The sequence below is a fragment of the Proteus myxofaciens ATCC 19692 genome, assembly GCF_001654855.1.
GTDB lineage: Bacteria > Pseudomonadota > Gammaproteobacteria > Enterobacterales > Enterobacteriaceae > Proteus > Proteus myxofaciens.
Genome location: NZ_LXEN01000013.1, coordinates 1 through 15,978, shown reverse-complemented (window position 1 = coordinate 15,978; position 15,978 = coordinate 1). Strand labels below are relative to the sequence as shown.

At 34.2% G+C, this 15,978-nt stretch carries 19 protein-coding genes; 11 read left to right on the top strand and 8 right to left on the bottom strand.

The features are described from left to right. Positions 1–339: 339 nt before the first annotated feature. The gene (gene codB, locus M983_RS01340) at positions 340–1,590 is read left to right on the top strand and encodes a cytosine permease (RefSeq protein WP_066745882.1); all 1,251 of its coding nucleotides are present in this window, start codon (positions 340–342) and stop codon (positions 1,588–1,590) included. Beyond that, on the top strand, positions 1,580–2,857 hold the full coding sequence (locus tag M983_RS01335) for a cytosine deaminase (protein WP_066745879.1): 1,278 nt from the start codon (positions 1,580–1,582) through the stop codon (positions 2,855–2,857). The genes codB and M983_RS01335 overlap by 11 nt, the downstream gene beginning before the upstream one ends. A gap of 52 nt (positions 2,858–2,909) precedes the next feature. Here M983_RS01335 and M983_RS01330 read toward each other — a convergent pair whose 3' ends face one another. From M983_RS01330 to M983_RS01310, 5 genes are all read right to left on the bottom strand, one after another. Beyond that, complete coding sequence (locus M983_RS01330; RefSeq protein WP_066745876.1) at positions 2,910–3,650, bottom strand: hypothetical protein; 741 nt, start codon at positions 3,648–3,650, stop codon at positions 2,910–2,912. A gap of 243 nt (positions 3,651–3,893) precedes the next feature. Then, positions 3,894–4,355 carry an HIT family protein gene (locus M983_RS01325; protein ID WP_066745873.1) on the bottom strand — a complete coding sequence of 154 codons (462 nt, stop codon included), beginning with the start codon at positions 4,353–4,355 and terminating at the stop codon, positions 3,894–3,896. A 210-nt stretch (positions 4,356–4,565) separates the two neighbouring features. Continuing rightward, positions 4,566–5,543: a porphobilinogen synthase gene (gene hemB / locus M983_RS01320; protein WP_066745871.1), complete on the bottom strand. Its 978-nt coding sequence runs from the start codon at positions 5,541–5,543 to the stop codon at positions 4,566–4,568. A gap of 195 nt (positions 5,544–5,738) precedes the next feature. Beyond that, positions 5,739–6,107 carry a hypothetical protein gene (locus tag M983_RS01315; protein ID WP_245683990.1) on the bottom strand — a complete coding sequence of 123 codons (369 nt, stop codon included), beginning with the start codon at positions 6,105–6,107 and terminating at the stop codon, positions 5,739–5,741. Between the two features lie 694 nt (positions 6,108–6,801). Continuing rightward, on the bottom strand, positions 6,802–7,023 hold the full coding sequence (locus M983_RS01310; protein WP_066745867.1) for a DUF2594 family protein: 222 nt from the start codon (positions 7,021–7,023) through the stop codon (positions 6,802–6,804). 144 nt (positions 7,024–7,167) lie between these two features. On the opposite strand from M983_RS01310, the gene M983_RS01305 reads away from it, so the two are divergent. From M983_RS01305 to M983_RS01275, 7 genes are all read left to right on the top strand, one after another. Next, positions 7,168–8,037, top strand: a complete 870-nt coding sequence (locus M983_RS01305; RefSeq protein WP_066745864.1) for an NAD(P)H-hydrate dehydratase — start codon at positions 7,168–7,170, stop codon at positions 8,035–8,037. A 195-nt stretch (positions 8,038–8,232) separates the two neighbouring features. Continuing rightward, positions 8,233–8,661, top strand: a complete 429-nt coding sequence (locus tag M983_RS01300; protein ID WP_066745862.1) for a universal stress protein — start codon at positions 8,233–8,235, stop codon at positions 8,659–8,661. Between the two features lie 107 nt (positions 8,662–8,768). Continuing rightward, the gene (locus M983_RS01295) at positions 8,769–9,104 is read left to right on the top strand and encodes a hypothetical protein (RefSeq protein ID WP_066745860.1); all 336 of its coding nucleotides are present in this window, start codon (positions 8,769–8,771) and stop codon (positions 9,102–9,104) included. A 63-nt stretch (positions 9,105–9,167) separates the two neighbouring features. Then, positions 9,168–9,605 carry a universal stress protein gene (locus M983_RS01290; protein ID WP_066745852.1) on the top strand — a complete coding sequence of 146 codons (438 nt, stop codon included), beginning with the start codon at positions 9,168–9,170 and terminating at the stop codon, positions 9,603–9,605. Between the two features lie 277 nt (positions 9,606–9,882). Beyond that, positions 9,883–10,095 carry a hypothetical protein gene (locus M983_RS01285; protein ID WP_074388131.1) on the top strand — a complete coding sequence of 71 codons (213 nt, stop codon included), beginning with the start codon at positions 9,883–9,885 and terminating at the stop codon, positions 10,093–10,095. Between the two features lie 203 nt (positions 10,096–10,298). Then, positions 10,299–11,102, top strand: coding sequence for a threonine/serine exporter family protein (locus M983_RS01280; protein ID WP_066745850.1), 804 nt, complete (start codon positions 10,299–10,301; stop codon positions 11,100–11,102). Next, positions 11,093–11,566, top strand: coding sequence for a threonine/serine exporter (locus M983_RS01275; protein ID WP_066745848.1), 474 nt, complete (start codon positions 11,093–11,095; stop codon positions 11,564–11,566). The genes M983_RS01280 and M983_RS01275 overlap by 10 nt, the downstream gene beginning before the upstream one ends. A gap of 1 nt (position 11,567) precedes the next feature. On the opposite strand, the gene M983_RS01270 is transcribed toward M983_RS01275, so the two are convergent. Further along, positions 11,568–11,750, bottom strand: coding sequence for a hypothetical protein (locus M983_RS01270; RefSeq protein WP_066745846.1), 183 nt, complete (start codon positions 11,748–11,750; stop codon positions 11,568–11,570). Positions 11,751–12,002: 252 nt separating this feature from the next. On the opposite strand from M983_RS01270, the gene M983_RS01265 reads away from it, so the two are divergent. Continuing rightward, on the top strand, positions 12,003–12,995 hold the full coding sequence (locus M983_RS01265) for an endonuclease (protein ID WP_066745843.1): 993 nt from the start codon (positions 12,003–12,005) through the stop codon (positions 12,993–12,995). Positions 12,996–13,011: 16 nt separating this feature from the next. Here the strand turns inward: M983_RS01265 and M983_RS01260 are convergent, their stop codons facing one another. Next, positions 13,012–13,455, bottom strand: a complete 444-nt coding sequence (locus M983_RS01260; RefSeq protein WP_066745839.1) for a methyltransferase family protein — start codon at positions 13,453–13,455, stop codon at positions 13,012–13,014. Between the two features lie 363 nt (positions 13,456–13,818). Between M983_RS01260 and phoH the strand changes: the two genes are divergently transcribed. Further along, a complete protein-coding gene (phoH, locus tag M983_RS01255; RefSeq protein WP_066745837.1) occupies positions 13,819–14,604 on the top strand; it encodes a phosphate starvation-inducible protein PhoH in 786 nt (261 codons plus the stop codon). Between the two features lie 121 nt (positions 14,605–14,725). Here phoH and M983_RS01250 read toward each other — a convergent pair whose 3' ends face one another. Continuing rightward, the gene (locus M983_RS01250; RefSeq protein WP_066745835.1) at positions 14,726–15,571 is read right to left on the bottom strand and encodes a siderophore-interacting protein; all 846 of its coding nucleotides are present in this window, start codon (positions 15,569–15,571) and stop codon (positions 14,726–14,728) included. Positions 15,572–15,978 lie beyond the last annotated feature (407 nt).

Sequence of the window (15,978 nt, the reverse complement as noted above, 5' to 3'; positions counted from 1 at the left end):
TATAAAAAGAGGCGCATTAGCGCCTCTTTTTATACCGAGAAGAAAAAAAAGCATTATGATTATTTATATTATTGTGCCTTGTAGTCTCATAAAAAAAGATTTAAATATTCTCATTAAATTCTCTAAATAAAATAGAGATAATTCGCCTATACGATAATGTTAAATAAATCCCAATCCAGTAAGCTTATTTCCTCTCTTTTTCCCTAAATAGACATTTTTATTAAATCATCTATTACATTAATTATTATAAACTGATGACGAAAACGTTTGCATAATATTTTTATATCGATAGAATTCGGCAGATTTTTTTGGCCTGATAAAAGCAAAAAGGGGGTTAAAGTGTCTCAGGACAACAATTATAGCCAGGGCCCAGTGCCCATATCCGCTAGAAAGGGTGGAATAGCGTTAACCTTTGTGATGTTGGGATTAACGTTTTTTTCAGCCAGTATGTGGACTGGCGGCGCACTTGGTACTGGTCTTTCCTTCAATGATTTCTTCCTCGCAGTTCTTATCGGTAATCTTCTTCTTGGTATCTACACCGCATTTCTTGGTTTTATTGGTTCAAAAACAGGTCTTACAACTCATCTCCTAGCTCGTTATTCTTTCGGTATCAAAGGTTCATGGCTCCCTTCATTTTTACTCGGTAGTACTCAAGTTGGTTGGTTTGGTGTTGGTGTGGCAATGTTCGCCATCCCTGTTGGTAAAGCCACAGGTATTGATATCAATTTACTGATAGCGATTTCTGGGGTTTTGATGACTGTCACTGTGTTTTTTGGTATATCCGCACTAACGATTCTCTCCATCATTGCTGTTCCTGCTATTGCTATTCTAGGAAGTTACTCTGTTTATCTCGCTGTTCATGATATGGGTGGACTTTCAACACTAATGGCAGTAAAACCCGTTGAACAACTCGATTTTAATTTAGCACTCGCTATGGTCGTGGGTTCTTTTGTCAGTGCAGGCACGCTAACAGCTGATTTTGTCCGATTTGGTCGAAATCCTAAAATTGCAGTTATTGTAGCAATCATTGCATTTTTCTTAGGTAATACACTGATGTTTGTTTTTGGTGCAGCAGGAGCCGCTTCTTTAGGAATGGCGGATATTTCAGATGTGATGATTGCGCAAGGTTTATTATTACCTGCGATTATAGTGCTTGGTTTAAATATCTGGACAACAAATGATAATGCACTTTATGCCTCAGGATTAGGTTTTGCGAATATTACGGGTTTTTCTAGTAAAAAGCTGTCTGTTATTAATGGCATCATCGGTACGCTTTGCGCGCTATGGCTATATAATAACTTTGTAGGGTGGTTAACCTTTTTATCGGCAGCAATTCCACCTATTGGTGGCATTATCATTGCAGATTATCTGATGAATAGAAAACGTTATAGCAACTTTAACGTTGCCACAATGCAATCAGTCAATTGGGTGGCGCTTTTAGCCGTCGCAATTGGGATAGCAGTAGGGCATTGGTTACCAGGAATTGTTCCTGTTAATGCAGTATTAGGTGGGGCGATTAGCTTTGCTGTATTAAATCCTCTTTTAAATCGTCGTACAGTACAACAAGCGGAGATAAGTCATGTTGGGTAAAAATATAGAACAAATTAATAATACACGCCTTGTTGGAAAAGCAGGTTTATGGCGAATAACGCTAAATAATAACAAAATTAAATCCATTGAACCGCAAGTAGAAGACGGATTTCACCCTGAAGCATTAGATGCACAAGGCGGATTAATTCATGCACCCTTTGTTGAGCCACATATTCATTTAGACACAACTCAAACAGCAGGCCAGCCAAACTGGAATCAATCAGGAACCCTTTTTGAAGGTATTGAACGTTGGGCTGAGCGCAAAGCCTTATTAACGCATGACGACGTAAAACAACGAGCATGGCAAACACTTCAATGGCAGATTGCTAATGGTATTCAACATGTTAGAACTCATGTTGATGTTTCTGATGCATCATTAACGGCACTAAATGCCATGCTTGAAGTAAAAGAAGAAATAAAGCCGTGGATTGATTTACAAATAGTGGCTTTTCCTCAAGAAGGTATTTTATCGTACCCTAATGGTGATGCTTTATTAGAAGAAGCGATGAAATTAGGCGCTGATGCTGTTGGTGCTATTCCTCATTTTGAATTTACTCGTGAATATGGGGTTGAATCGCTTCATAAAACGTTTGCATTAGCACAAAAATATGACCGACTTATTGATGTGCATTGTGATGAAATTGATGATGAACAATCTCGATTTGTTGAAACTGTTGCAGCTTTAGCACATAAGGAAGGAATGGGCGCTCGTGTAACGGCAAGCCATACAACAGCAATGCATTCTTATAATGGCGCTTATACCTCACGATTATTTAGGCTATTAAGAATGTCAGGTATCAATTTTGTTGCGAATCCATTAGTGAATATTCATTTACAAGGTCGCTTTGATACTTACCCTAAACGCCGTGGTATCACACGGGTAAAAGAGATGTTAGAAAGTGGTATTAATGTCTGCTTTGGTCATGATGATGTCTTTGACCCTTGGTATCCATTAGGTACTGCAAATATGTTACAAGTTTTGCATATGGGACTGCATGTTTGCCAATTAATGGGATATGGTCAATTAGATGATGGGCTAAAACTTATCAGTCATAATAGCGCCAAAACATTAGCATTAACAGATTACGGTGTTGAAGTAGGAAATAGTGCAAACTTTATTATTTTACCCTCAGAAAGTGGGTTTGATGCATTACGCCGTCAAGTTCCAGTGCGTTATTCTATTCGCCAAGGTAAAGTTATTGCACTAACCGAGCCTGCAAAAACAGAAATTATGTTAGATAAACCAACAGAAATTACTTATAAATAATTTAAACTTACTTTAATAAGGGATCAGCAAACATTAACTGATCCCTTATTTTTTATCGCCAAATATAATCCCAAAAAACAAAAACGATTACGGGGGTGGCAATCACATCAGCCACAAGAGTAATAGGAGTAATGATAATATTGCTAGCTAAATTACCCGGTTTAAATGCATTATTTTTTTCATAGCTATATAGTTCGACTTTATAACTTTCGTTTAATTTATCTTTTAAGGTTTCTGGCATTGCCATAACTTCTTTTTGAAATACATAACCTTTGATAGGAATTGTTTTTATCCATGAGCTATCATTTGAATGACGAGTTTCTTTAAATCCTAAATCTTTTAATATTTCGGTTTGTTTATCAGTTAGCGTAAAATTTTTACTGATATAAACATGGTAATCTTCTTTAAATTCAATAACATTATCATTTTTTTGAGTAAGTTCTAACCTAATGATGCCTTCAGAATTATCAAATGCTTTCAATGGGATTGTTTTAATTATTTCATTTAATTGCATTAACTCATCGGTACCTTGAGTTAATATATAAATATAATTATCACCTAAGAATCCATATCCTGATTCTGGTAACCGAATAGATACTAGGTTTTCACTATTTTGATTATATTTAATTTTAAGATTTTTATATTCGAAAGCACCGACTATATTATCTTTTAAACTGGCTTGTTTTTTATATTCTGAATCTACAACTGGATGACTATACCAAACAGCACCAGTGACACACCCAGTCGTATTTAAAATAAGTAAGCTTAAAAATAAGAACACTATTTTTTTCATTTTTTATTCTCTAATGGAGTTATTTAATCGCTATAGACTAAACGAGTTGGCTATTTAATGCTATTTTTAATAACGATGATAACGTTATTTTCATATCGAAAATCCAATTTAATAGTGTGCTATTTTAGGTGTTTTTGGAATTTGCTTTTAGTCGCTCAAATAAATTTGAGACTTTTTATCTTAAAATAACCTAGGTTTAAAAATACCCAAATATTGATTTGGGTATTTTTGTCTTGATAAAATTTAGCTATTTTTTCTAATTAGAGTGGCTAATTCTGCCAGTTCTTCATCACTTGCACGTTCAAAATCATGAGAAGATAAAAACCCCGGATATTTATCAAAAAATACTTTTTGCTTATTTTCAATGGGTGACCAATTCGCCATATCACCCGTGCCATGCATTGGGCTGAGTTTACTATGAACATGGTCAACACCAAATCCTTCAAAAAACATACCAGAGCGAGAAACATCAGGGAATGTTTTATCTAAAATTTTGGCGACTTTTTTAGTTGCGATGACTAATAAAGCTAGTGCTTCATCACTGAGATCAAATGCATAACTAGGATAGTGTTTTTTCGGAATAACAACAGTAAAGCCTTTCGTATTTGGGAAAATAGAAAGAAAAGCAAGGTGATGTTCATCTTCCCATATTTTATGACAAGGGGCTTTTCCTGCAACAATTTGACAAAAAATACAGTTATCCATAATAACCTCAAATTATAAGCTGAAAGGTTATATCAACAAAGTTTGCCTAAAAAAGGAAGCGTTATTACAGTAAAAATAGAAAATACTGAGTTTAAAAAGAAGATAACGATAAGAAGATGATTAATAAATAGGCCTTAAGCATCAAAATATGATGTGAATAAGACCTATTTATAGTAAAGCAAATAAAGCTTTTTAAGATTAATAAAACGATTAAAGCAGATTTCTTTCCGCTAAATCGAGCGCGAAATAAGAAAGAATTAAATCAGCGCCGGCACGTTTAATAGAGCCTAATGTTTCCATCACTACGCGGTCTTCATCAATAGCACCCGCCAAAGCAGCAAACTTAATTTGAGCATATTCACCGCTGATTTGGTACGCTGCTAAAGGTAATAAAGTGCGTTCACGAACATCTCGAATAATATCAAGATAAGCGCCAGCAGGTTTAACCATTAACATATCTGCGCCTTCTTGCTCATCAATTAATGATTCACGAATTGCTTCACGACGATTCATTGGATTCATTTGATATGTTTTACGATCGCCAATTAAGCGTGAACCCGCGGCATCACGGAAAGGACCATAAAGAGCAGAAGCAAATTTAGTTGAATAAGAAACGATACCTGTTTCACCAAAGCCCGCTTTATCTAATGCGGCGCGAATGGCCGCAACTTGACCATCCATTGCGGCTGATGGTGCGATAAAATCAGCACCAGCTTGAGCTGCCGCGACGGCTTGAAGTCCTAAATTATGAATAGTTTCATCATTATCTACATGCTCACCATGTAAAACACCACAATGGCCATGTGAAGTATATTCACAAAAACAAGTATCAGACATAACTATCATCTCTGGTACGGTATCTTTACAGATACGAGACATACGAGAAACTAAGCCATCTTGCTTCCATGCATCACTGCCAGTTTCATCAAGATGATGAGAAACACCAAACGTCATAACTGTTTTAATGCCTGCTTTCGCAATACGTTCGATTTCATAAGCAAGACGTTTTTCAGGAATACGAACAACACCTGGCATACTTTTTATTGGTTGATAGTCATCCAGTCCTTCTTCAACAAAAATAGGCAAAGCAAGATCATTTTTACTTAATGTATTTTCTTGAAAAAGGGCGCGCAGGTTTTCAGACTGGCGTAATCTTCTTAATCGCTGGATGGATTGTTGGTTGCTCACAATATCTCCTTTTTATGGCCAGTACTAATAGGAATTTACCCCGCTATTATAACGCTTAAAATAAGCGAGTTGGTAGGGATAATCATGATGGAATAGTGCTAATTAGTTATCAGCCAGAGAAAAAATAATAGAGAACAAAAAAGAGCAGAATGATCTGCTCTTTAGTTATTACACTTATAAGCCGTGTAAATTAAATTACTTTTTGTCGCCATTTAAAGTTGATACCATTTGAACTTTGCAAGCAGCAACAATTTGATTCAGACCATCTTGGAATTCTGCACGTGAACCAATATCTGCTTTCGCATCACGTAAAGAATTAACAACTTCGACTGTACCTTCAGAGAATTGATCTTCAGTCGCATTTAATTTTGCAAAATCGAATTTCTTAGCTTTTAAGGAAGCCAAAGCATCTTTTGCGATTTTTTCAGGTGCGTCTTTAGTATCATAAGCTTTAATTGAGATATCTTTAAAAGTACCGCAATAATCATCCGCCATTTTGTTTGCATTAGTGTTTGCAAAGGCAAAGGCTGGAACTAATAGCAAAGATAAAAGAAGTGGTTTCATTATAAGCCTCATTGGTTTATTTTAGTAAATACTCTACGAGTGTAACATATAAACCCCAGGGGCGTTAAATAAGAATAAGTGTAAAAGTAAGGAATAAATAAATTTAATGAAATAATGTTAATATGAATTAACATTATGATATCTATCGTTATCAATGGGTGATTTATTTATAAATATTTAATATTTCACGTTATAATAACCTTATTTGAAATAGCTAAAATAAGCTATCCTTCTATGCGATTTCATGAATATAACAGATTCAAAGACATGCATAACAAAAATAATAATAATTAAATATAATAAATTTTTCTATAATCCATTGTTTTGAAATGATTTAATCTGATGGGGTTTATTGCCGATATTTTCATGTTGAAACCCAATTAATAGAATTATTCTCGTAGGCGTTTTATCATCATCGTTAAAAGTAATGATTTTTTGAGCTAGGAATAAATAAAAATAATAATAGAATTTATCAATCAGAAAGAGATTAAAACAAATTAGTTTTTTTAGAAAAAAATCCCCTCCATAAAAGTAGAGGGGTAGCTAAATGAATAAAGAATGGTTTATTTCGAAATAGAGTATATAGTTGTTTATAATATAATTCTTATCTATTTGTGCAGCACAAAATGATGAGAGAATAGAATAAAATTATGAACAATAATAGTGATAACTACGTATCCGAAAATAATCAATTTTATTGGCGATAAGCGGTTGTTATTTGTTCTAATGTAGTGCGAAAAGTTTCCGCTTTTTTCTCATCTTCTACTTCAGAAATAGCGCGTTCAATATTTAAAATAACACGACCCGCATCAGCCTGACCTAATGCTTTCAATATATAAGTTACAAACGTTTTTAAACAAGCAACTTCTTCAGCTAGCGTTTCTACGTCTGCTTCTGTTTTAAACTTCTCGTTCATCGTCATTCTCCTTCATACTTTTTTGATATAGTTAAATTGATTTTCATAAATAGGATAGCATTCTCTAGCCTTGGTATGAATAGGTGTAATAATAACAAAGTTACAGGCTGATTAATTAACGCATAGTTGAAAAAGGAAAGAATGATGAATGATGAAAGCTTATTACTAGCGATAAAACAATTCCCTACACTTTCTCAACGTAAAACAGGCAATACTCACAAAGGTACTTTTGGTACTTTAGCGATTATCGGCAGTGCAGAAAGTATGAGTGGCGCTATTGTTCTTGCTGGAAAAAGTGCATTAAAAGCAGGGTGTGGAAAAGTCTTTCTAGGTTTTGCTCAATCTCACTTACCCGTTCCTTTTATCGATAGTGCGCCTGAACTAATGTTACAAACCGCTTCTTCTCTTTTAAATCAAAATAATTTGACAGCATGGGCTATAGGATGTGGCTTAGGATTATCTGCAAATTCAGAAAAAATATTATTATCACTTTTAGCAAAAATTGATAGTAATACACCTTATGTCTTTGATGCTGATGCACTCGTATTAATTGCAAAAAATAAAGTTAAATTACAGAAGAACTGTGTTTTAACGCCACATCCTAAAGAAGCTTCTATTTTACTAAATTGCTCAGTAAGTCAGATCCAAAATAATAGAGAGCAGTCAGCGCTAAAAATTGCACAGCAATACCAGTGTTGGACGATAATTAAAGGTCAGCATACGATTATTGCTTCACCAATGGGTGATATTTCAATCAATAAAACTGGAAATAGTGGATTATCAACGGCAGGCAGTGGTGATGTTTTAACTGGGGTTATGGCAAGTTTTTTAGCACAAGGCATTCCAATGTCAGAGTCGGTAAAAAGTGCAGTTTGGATACATGGAATGGCCGCCGATATATTACTAGAAAAAGGGATTGGTCCTATTGGATTAACAGCATCAGAATTAATTGATGTAATTCGCGCTATTCGCAATCGAATAAACAAAATAAAACAAACTCACGGGATTGATTAGCGCATGATTAAGTAAAAAATACTATTTTTTGGTTCTACGTATTAAAGATTGATGAGGCTGAATCTTACACTTAGATTATGTTTAGTTGGTACACTCACAGTAATCTTTCGATTATTGTTGTAGTATAAAATTATTGTATGAAACGATTGTCAAAGAGTACGTATTTAGGCGAATGGAGAACAAAAAGGAGTTATTATGTATAAAACAATTTTAGTACCTATTGATATTGTAGAAGAAGAGTTAACCAGTAAAGCGGTAAGACATGCTGTTTATTTAGCAAAAGAAACAGGAGCTAATCTACATTTAATTCATGTTCTTCCTATCTCTTCTGCCATTATTAATGCTTATTCTTTGGGATATCCTGAAATAAAAGATAAAGCGACAGTAAAAGCAGAAAACGATATGCAAATGCTAGTCGATTCGATTGATCTCCCAGCTGAAAAAGTGGCTTATACAGTAACATTTGGCTCTCCTCGTGATGAAATTTTAGCAACAGCTAAAGATATCAATGCAGATTTAATCGTAATTGGTTCACGTAGACCAAATATTAGTACACACCTACTTGGTTCAACCGCTGCTGGTGTTGTTCGTTATGCTGATTATTCTGTTCTAGTAGTTCGTTGATTTATTTATAAATATGCTATGAGAATGCTTATAGCATATTTTTTTATCTTCATTTTAAGAAATTTTTTAATAAATAGCTTAAGTAAACAGGTATAGAGTGAATAGGAATGGAAAAATTCACGCAAGAACTTTTGCGCATTGATCATTTTATTCTGCGTATATTACGCTACTATGTAATAGGTACGGTGTTCTTCTTTTTAGGATTACTGCCAGGAATTCTTGGCTTTTATTTAATTGAAGGTCATTCTCTATTGGAATCTTCATTGAATGCATTATCAATGCTAAGTGGGCAACCAGTAGAGCCAGCACCGGCAACCCCAGTTGGACGCTTTTTTATTGCAATCTATGGTCTGTTTCTTCAATGTGTTTTTATTTTATCGATAGGATTAGTGTTAACACCATTTATTCATCGGCAATTACACAAATGGCACCTTGAAGAATAAACCTATTTTATTACGTAACAGCTACAATAATAAGCAGTTATTCTTTGATAATAAGGAGTTGCTATGTACAACACAATTCTTGTTCCTGTTGATATTGAAGAAGATGAATTAACCCAAAAAGCCCTAAAACATGCTGTTTATATAGCAAAACTTGAAGGTGCTAAGTTGCATTTATTCCATGCTATTCCTGATATATCGCGGTTTTCAATTAGCTATAGCTACCATAACGATATAATAAATTCATTTGCTAACAAAGCGATTGAACGAGCACAAGAACAACTGCAAGAATTAATCAACTCTGTTGATTTACCTAAAGATAAAATTGAATATTCAGCATCATTTGGGTCAACAAGAGATAAAGTTTTAGAACTTGCAGATAAAATTAAGGCAGATTTAATTATAGTAGGTTCACGACGTCCTAGTATTTCTACACATTTGTTAGGTTCAAATGCGGCAGGTATTGTTTCTTATGCTAAACAATCTGTTTTAGTTGTTCGTTAATATTTACAATATATAAAACCTCTAAATTTATATTTAGAGGTTTTTTTATCTTAAATAAACAGTGATTGTTTTTATGCCTATCAAGATTTTACCTAACCTGCTGATTCTAAGTGATTATTTTTTATTGTTAAATATTTTTGACTCAATAAATCTCAATATTGATGGCATATCTACATGATCAGTTGCTTAATAATGCGATTTTTATTTGAGAATAATTATTACTATTGATTGAACATAATCGCTATTCTAAAGTAGCTGTACAAGTTCTATGGAAGGCATGAAAGCAGTAAGACGTTGGTTAAAAGAAGGTAAAGCATTTTTAACGCAATATTGTACTGGCATGATCATGACTGTTAATACACAAACAAATGATAAAGAAAAGCTAGTACAAATGTCTTCACCTATTTCTACAGTCTATGGCACACAAGTCTTGGTTGAAGAGACACTTAATGATGCTTATAGCAAAGCAAATATATTGTTAAAAAATTAAATGTCACAATAAAATAAATAATTAGATAATATGCTGGAAAAATCTTTTAAAAGCATCGATATACGTCGGTGCTTTTTTTATTTTTCACTATTTCTTTCTTGGAGTGAAATTTGTATACGATCAAGATGATAGAGAAAAAACAGCGTTATACTGATAAACTCATTATCAAAGACAACCCATTTTGATTAATACTAAGGCGTAGTATGGATATTGAAATAGTGGAGCAAGAGGATATTACTTCAAAAGAAAAACAGCGTGAAATAACCAAGCTGTGCATTCAAACCTCTTTATTGCTACTTCAACATGGAGCAGAAAGTATGCTAGTAGAGCAACTTTCAACCCGATTAGGACTTGCTCTAGGTGTTTCTCAAGTTGAAAGTGCTATTTCGGCTAACGCTGTCGTCCTAACCACTATCGTAAATGGTCATTGCCAAACATCTACAAGAAAGATTGTCGATCGTGGTATTAATATGCATGTTGTTACAGAAGTACAGCATATTGTTATTATGGTTGAGCATCATCTTATCGATATTGAAGATGTTAAGAAACGCTTTGCGCATATTAAACCTTTACGTTATCCCCGCTGGGCAATTATTTTTATGGTTGCGCTTTCTTGTGGCTGCTTTTCAAAATTAAATGGCGGAAATTGGGATGGGTTTTTAGTTTCAGCGATTGGTGGGGGATTTGGGATGTTTATTCGGCAAATATTAACTCGCCGACAAATAAATCCGTTAATTAATTTCTGTATTACTGCGTTTGCTGCGACTTCTGTTTCCGGTTTTTTACTTAAAATTCCTTATTTTCAAACAACCGCAACTATTTCAATGGCCGCGAGTGTTTTATTATTAGTGCCCGGATTTCCTTTAATTAATGCAGTTGCAGATATGTTTAAAGGGCATGTTAATACGGGATTAGCGCGTTGGGCAATGGCGACGATGTTAACACTAGCAACATGTTTAGGCGTTATTTTAGCAATGGCAGTATGGGAGCTAAGAGATTGGGCATAATCAGCATTATTATTACATTAATTGAAGACATGATTTTAGCGTCTATTCCCGCTGTTGGCTTTGCCATGGTATTTAATGTACCAATGCGTGCATTAAAATATTGTGCGTTATTAGGTGCTATTGGTCATTGCTCACGTACTATTATGGTTATGAGTGGTATGAATATTGAGTGGGCAAGCTTTTGTGCCGCGATTTTAGTTGGCTATATTGGTATTCAATGGTCACGATGGTGGCTTGCTCATCCTAAGGTATTTACTGTCGCCGCTATTATTCCCATGTTTCCGGGTATTAATGCCTATATTGCGATGATCTCTGTAGTAAAATTAACCCAACAAGGCTATAGCGAAGAAATTTTTGAAGTATTAGTAACTAACTTTCTTAAAGCTTCTTTTATTGTAGGGGCGCTTTCTATTGGATTATCGTTACCCGGATTATGGCTATATCGCAAGCGCCCAAGTGTGTGATCTACACTGCTTGTTGTACTGAATTAAGCGTGATATCTAATTCGTTTTTATCTGAAATGATAATTTGAATACGTAACTGATTTTCTGATTCTAAACTAGCATGCGCTTTAACATCTTCGTTATGTGCGTATTTTTTGGTGATTTTTATCAAATCTTCCATTAAATTCAACATATCTTCATTCATGTTTTAATCCCTTAAATTTATTCATTCTTTCAACCTTAACAAATCTCTTTGAGCTCAATAGCATGAATAACGCCTTTCTCTATTACTTTTAGATCTTATTATTATTCTTTTTCGTTGAAATTAAGAAAGAAAACCATCCAAAATGAATTTAAAAAGGGTAAAATTGACGAGAATAACAATAAGATTATCAGTCAGTTATTAATTAGTCATTTTATTCGGATTTATAAAAAATAGAGTAAGGCAGATACTACTTTGAGAAAAATATTACACTACATTACCTTATCGCTGGGCTTATTTCTTATTGCGACAAATAGTTACGCACAAGCACCCAGTAATTTTTCTAAAGCAAAAGAGATAGCAAAAGAACGTATCTATTACGATCAAAATACACATTCACAAGGAACAATTTATTGTGGATGTGATTGGGAATGGGTGGGTAAATCGGGTGGTCGAGTTGATTTATCGAGCTGTGGTTATCAAGTTCGAACACAGCCAAATAGAGCTATTCGCATAGAATGGGAGCATATTGTTCCTGCTTGGGTTTTTGGTCATCAACGTCAATGTTGGCAAAATGGCGGACGTGCTAATTGTGTTAAAAATGATCCTATTTTTGGTAAGATAGAGGCTGATTTACATAATTTAGCGCCTTCAATTGGTGAAGTTAACGGTGATCGCAGTAATTTTAGTTATGGACAACTCTCTACTCAAGCGCCTTATCAATATGGGCAGTGTCGTAGTCGTGTTGATTTTTCATCACGTACTTTTGAACCTCGTAATGAAGCAAAAGGGCAAGTTGCTAGAGTCTATTTTTATTTACACGATCGCTATAATCTTTCTATGTCACGACAACAGCAACAGCTATTAATGGCGTGGGATAATGCTTATCCACCGTCAACATGGGAAATTGAAAGAGACAACCGTATTGCCAATATTGTTGGGCATCACAATCCGTTTGTGACAGGGCAAGTGAAGTGGCAGTTAGGTCATAAAAATAGTGGTGCAGGATTATCTGCAACAAATAATGCTGTTATAAATAAGCCAAGTACTGAAATATCCTCAAAGCCATCTACTCGCGTTTCAGCTGGGAACACAGCAATTAAAGGAAATGTGAATAGTAAAATTTATCATTTCACTCATTGTTCAGGTTATAAAACAATGTCTAATAAAAATGCGGTTTATTTTGCTACTGAAAATGACGCAAAAAACGCAGGTTATCGACCTGCGAATAATTGTAAGTTACCTTAATTCTTGTCTTTCTAATTTATAACCAACGACGCACGTGGCGACAATATTGTTGCCACGCTTGCCCAAATTGTTGACTCAATATCTTTTCTTCATGAGCAATTGTATATCTGTCAGTAATTAAATAAAAAGCAACGGCTGCACCTAAAAACCCCCAGTTACCAAAAATAAAAAATAAACCAATACTGATATCTAGGAATCCTAAATATATTGGATTACGACTCATTTTATAAGGACCATTAGTAATTAACTGTGTCGGTATATGATTGGGATTAGGTGAGGTTTTGAGTTTAATAAAAAAGAATAGACAATAAAATAGCCAAATGCCTGAGGTGATAACAGTGAATAAGCCTAAATAGAAAAAGAAGCCAGTATGTATAGGTGAGGAATGTAATTCAAATCCAATAAAAGGAATTAGGTTAATTAATAACCAATAAATAAGTGGTAAACGTAAAAGCTTCATGTTTTGCTCATCCTATCGTGTGTTGATTATTTAAAGATTACCTCTAATTCTTGATAAAATATAAGATCCTTGTAAAAAAAGTTATTTTGTCATTATACTGTCATAGAGCTTCGTTAATTTTCTCTATAACACGATGATGAGGAATTTGAATGCTAGAAGCAAAAAAATTATTTCATAGCCAACAAAAAACCGGCGACAACCGCTCATTAATAATTAATGTTCTGGATTGTAGTCGGTTTTTTGTTTCTATATCTAATAACTTTAAAATACCTAAAAGAGTCTGAAGGGGGCTCACCTTATTTTCTAATGGAGTACAGATTGATGTCGATAAATTATTAATGACTGACAAGGGTAAATGCCATTATGAGTAGACAAAAATCAGCAACACGCTTACGCAAAGAAAATAAACGTACATTACGTAAAGAACAACGTAATTCAGCCCATCGAGATAATATTATGGTACTACCGGGATTTAGCGATATAAATACCATAGGCATGGCAAGAGAAAAACGAGATGAAAAAGCACTTTCGCCTCGTAATGAAGCACAACGTCAATACATGAATGCCATCTCACACCAGCATCTTATTTTCGCAACTGGAGAAGCTGGATGTGGTAAAACCTTTATTAGCGCGGCAATGGCAGCTGATGCTCTTATTAATAAAGAAATAGAGAAAATAATCGTTACTCGTCCTGTATTACAAGCTGATGAAGATTTAGGATTTTTGCCTGGTGATATTGCCGAAAAATTTGCACCTTATTTTCGTCCTGTTTATGACGTGCTGGTGAAACGTTTAGGTGCCTCTTTCCTACAATACTGTTTGCGACCTGAAATAGGAAAAGTTGAAATTGCACCTTTCGCTTATATGCGAGGACGCACATTTGAAAATGCATTTGTTATTTTAGATGAAGCGCAAAATGTGACCGTAAATCAAATGAAAATGTTTTTAACTCGAATGGGTGAAAACGTTACTGTGATTGTTAATGGCGATATTACGCAATGTGATTTACCCGCTAATGTTAATTCAGGATTAGCTGATGCATTAACGCGATTTGATGCAAACAAACAAGTAGGCGTTATTAAATTTGCAGAAGATGATTGTGTACGTTCAGCTTTATGCCAGCATGTATTGGCTGCATATCATAATTAATTAAGTGAAAAATGAAATAAAACGTGGAACACCTAAAAGAAAGGCTGCATATTGAAGAAACATTCATATGCAGCCTTGTACAGCCAACACAGTATCTTTGCGATTATAAGAATAATAATTTTTAGCTTACGTCTTCATTATCCATTACATGATGACGCTCTGCATGATAACCTTCTTCATCATAGCCGAAACGCCAATAAGGAATTGCGTAAATTTGGCTACGATCATAACCTTTATCGCGACGAATATAACGTCTTAAAGCACGAATAATTTTATCTTCACCCGCAATCCAGAATGCAGCATTTTCTTTTGATAAAGTCCAAGACATAAATTCGTTAATTAGATTATCAGTTTGTTCTTCAACAGAACCAATTAACCAAATAATCTCTAAATTTTTTGGCGCATTTATTTGCTGTTTATCTGAATTATGTTCAACACGAATAACTACTTTACCTTGAACATCCGCTTTCATGGTTTCAACCAAAGCCATTAATGCGGGTAGGGAGCTAGGATCGGCTGCCATATAATAATGCGAAGCTGGCGCAATAAGTGGATCAGGACCACCAGGATTAGTTATTCCAATATAATCGCCCACTTTTGCATTCATGGCGAAATTAATGGCAGGGCCTGCATCTTCATGAACAGCAAACTCAATATCAATTTCTTTTTGTTCAGGGCGAATAGCACGGACACTATAAGTACGTACAATAGCTCTAGGTTCATTTTCAGGCCAAACAGGACCTTTTTCAGAAAAAGAAGGAATAGTTGGTTTTATTTGACCTTCAACGGGTAAAAATATTTTTAAATGAGCACCACCCGTATTATCAGGATAAGTATGCAAATCATCACTTGTAAATGTGATTGAACGCATACCTGGTGTGACATCAGTAATACGTTTTACTTGGATCAAGCGAGGAGGCGCAGGACGATAGATGTTCTTTTCTTTAGGGGTCTCTTTATTACTCACGTTCTTTTACCCAATTCATTTAACCGATTTAATTAGATAGATATTATCATTTATAATCAATAATGATAGTCATTATCAATAGTAACTGTGATTTAGATCGAAATAAACAAAAAACAGAGTGTGAAGCAAGCAATAGTCTATCTATTCAAATAGTAACCTATTGATTTTATAGTACGAGTTAAGTATAACCACGTAAACGATTTTAGTGTATTCTTAATTAGACTATAATTGAGAATAAAATATAATATTAAGCTTATTTATCATGATTAAATTTAAAAAAATAAAGAATTATATTTTAATCCAATTAAATAAAAGTTAATGTAATATATAATTTATTGGTAAATTAAAAATTATTACTATTAATAAGTTAATAGATATTATAAATTAATTTATAGTTATTAATGAAG

Bases quoted from the DNA above. Each gene is read 5' to 3' on its own strand.
- M983_RS01330 (WP_066745876.1), bottom strand. From the start codon at position 3,650: ATGAAAAAAATAGTGTTCTTATTTTTAAGCTTACTTATTTTAAATACG.
- M983_RS01310 (WP_066745867.1), bottom strand. From the start codon at position 7,023: ATGAACGAGAAGTTTAAAACAGAAGCAGACGTAGAAACGCTAGCTGAA.
- M983_RS01335 (WP_066745879.1), top strand. From the start codon at position 1,580: ATGTTGGGTAAAAATATAGAACAAATTAATAATACACGCCTTGTTGGA.
- phoH (WP_066745837.1), top strand. From the start codon at position 13,819: ATGAGTAGACAAAAATCAGCAACACGCTTACGCAAAGAAAATAAACGT.
- M983_RS01290 (WP_066745852.1), top strand. From the start codon at position 9,168: ATGTACAACACAATTCTTGTTCCTGTTGATATTGAAGAAGATGAATTA.
- M983_RS01315 (WP_245683990.1), bottom strand. From the start codon at position 6,107: ATGAAACCACTTCTTTTATCTTTGCTATTAGTTCCAGCCTTTGCCTTT.
- M983_RS01305 (WP_066745864.1), top strand. From the start codon at position 7,168: ATGAATGATGAAAGCTTATTACTAGCGATAAAACAATTCCCTACACTT.
- M983_RS01295 (WP_066745860.1), top strand. From the start codon at position 8,769: ATGGAAAAATTCACGCAAGAACTTTTGCGCATTGATCATTTTATTCTG.
- M983_RS01325 (WP_066745873.1), bottom strand. From the start codon at position 4,355: ATGGATAACTGTATTTTTTGTCAAATTGTTGCAGGAAAAGCCCCTTGT.
- M983_RS01270 (WP_066745846.1), bottom strand. From the start codon at position 11,750: ATGAATGAAGATATGTTGAATTTAATGGAAGATTTGATAAAAATCACC.
- M983_RS01300 (WP_066745862.1), top strand. From the start codon at position 8,233: ATGTATAAAACAATTTTAGTACCTATTGATATTGTAGAAGAAGAGTTA.
- M983_RS01260 (WP_066745839.1), bottom strand. From the start codon at position 13,455: ATGAAGCTTTTACGTTTACCACTTATTTATTGGTTATTAATTAACCTA.
- M983_RS01280 (WP_066745850.1), top strand. From the start codon at position 10,299: ATGGATATTGAAATAGTGGAGCAAGAGGATATTACTTCAAAAGAAAAA.
- M983_RS01285 (WP_074388131.1), top strand. From the start codon at position 9,883: ATGAAAGCAGTAAGACGTTGGTTAAAAGAAGGTAAAGCATTTTTAACG.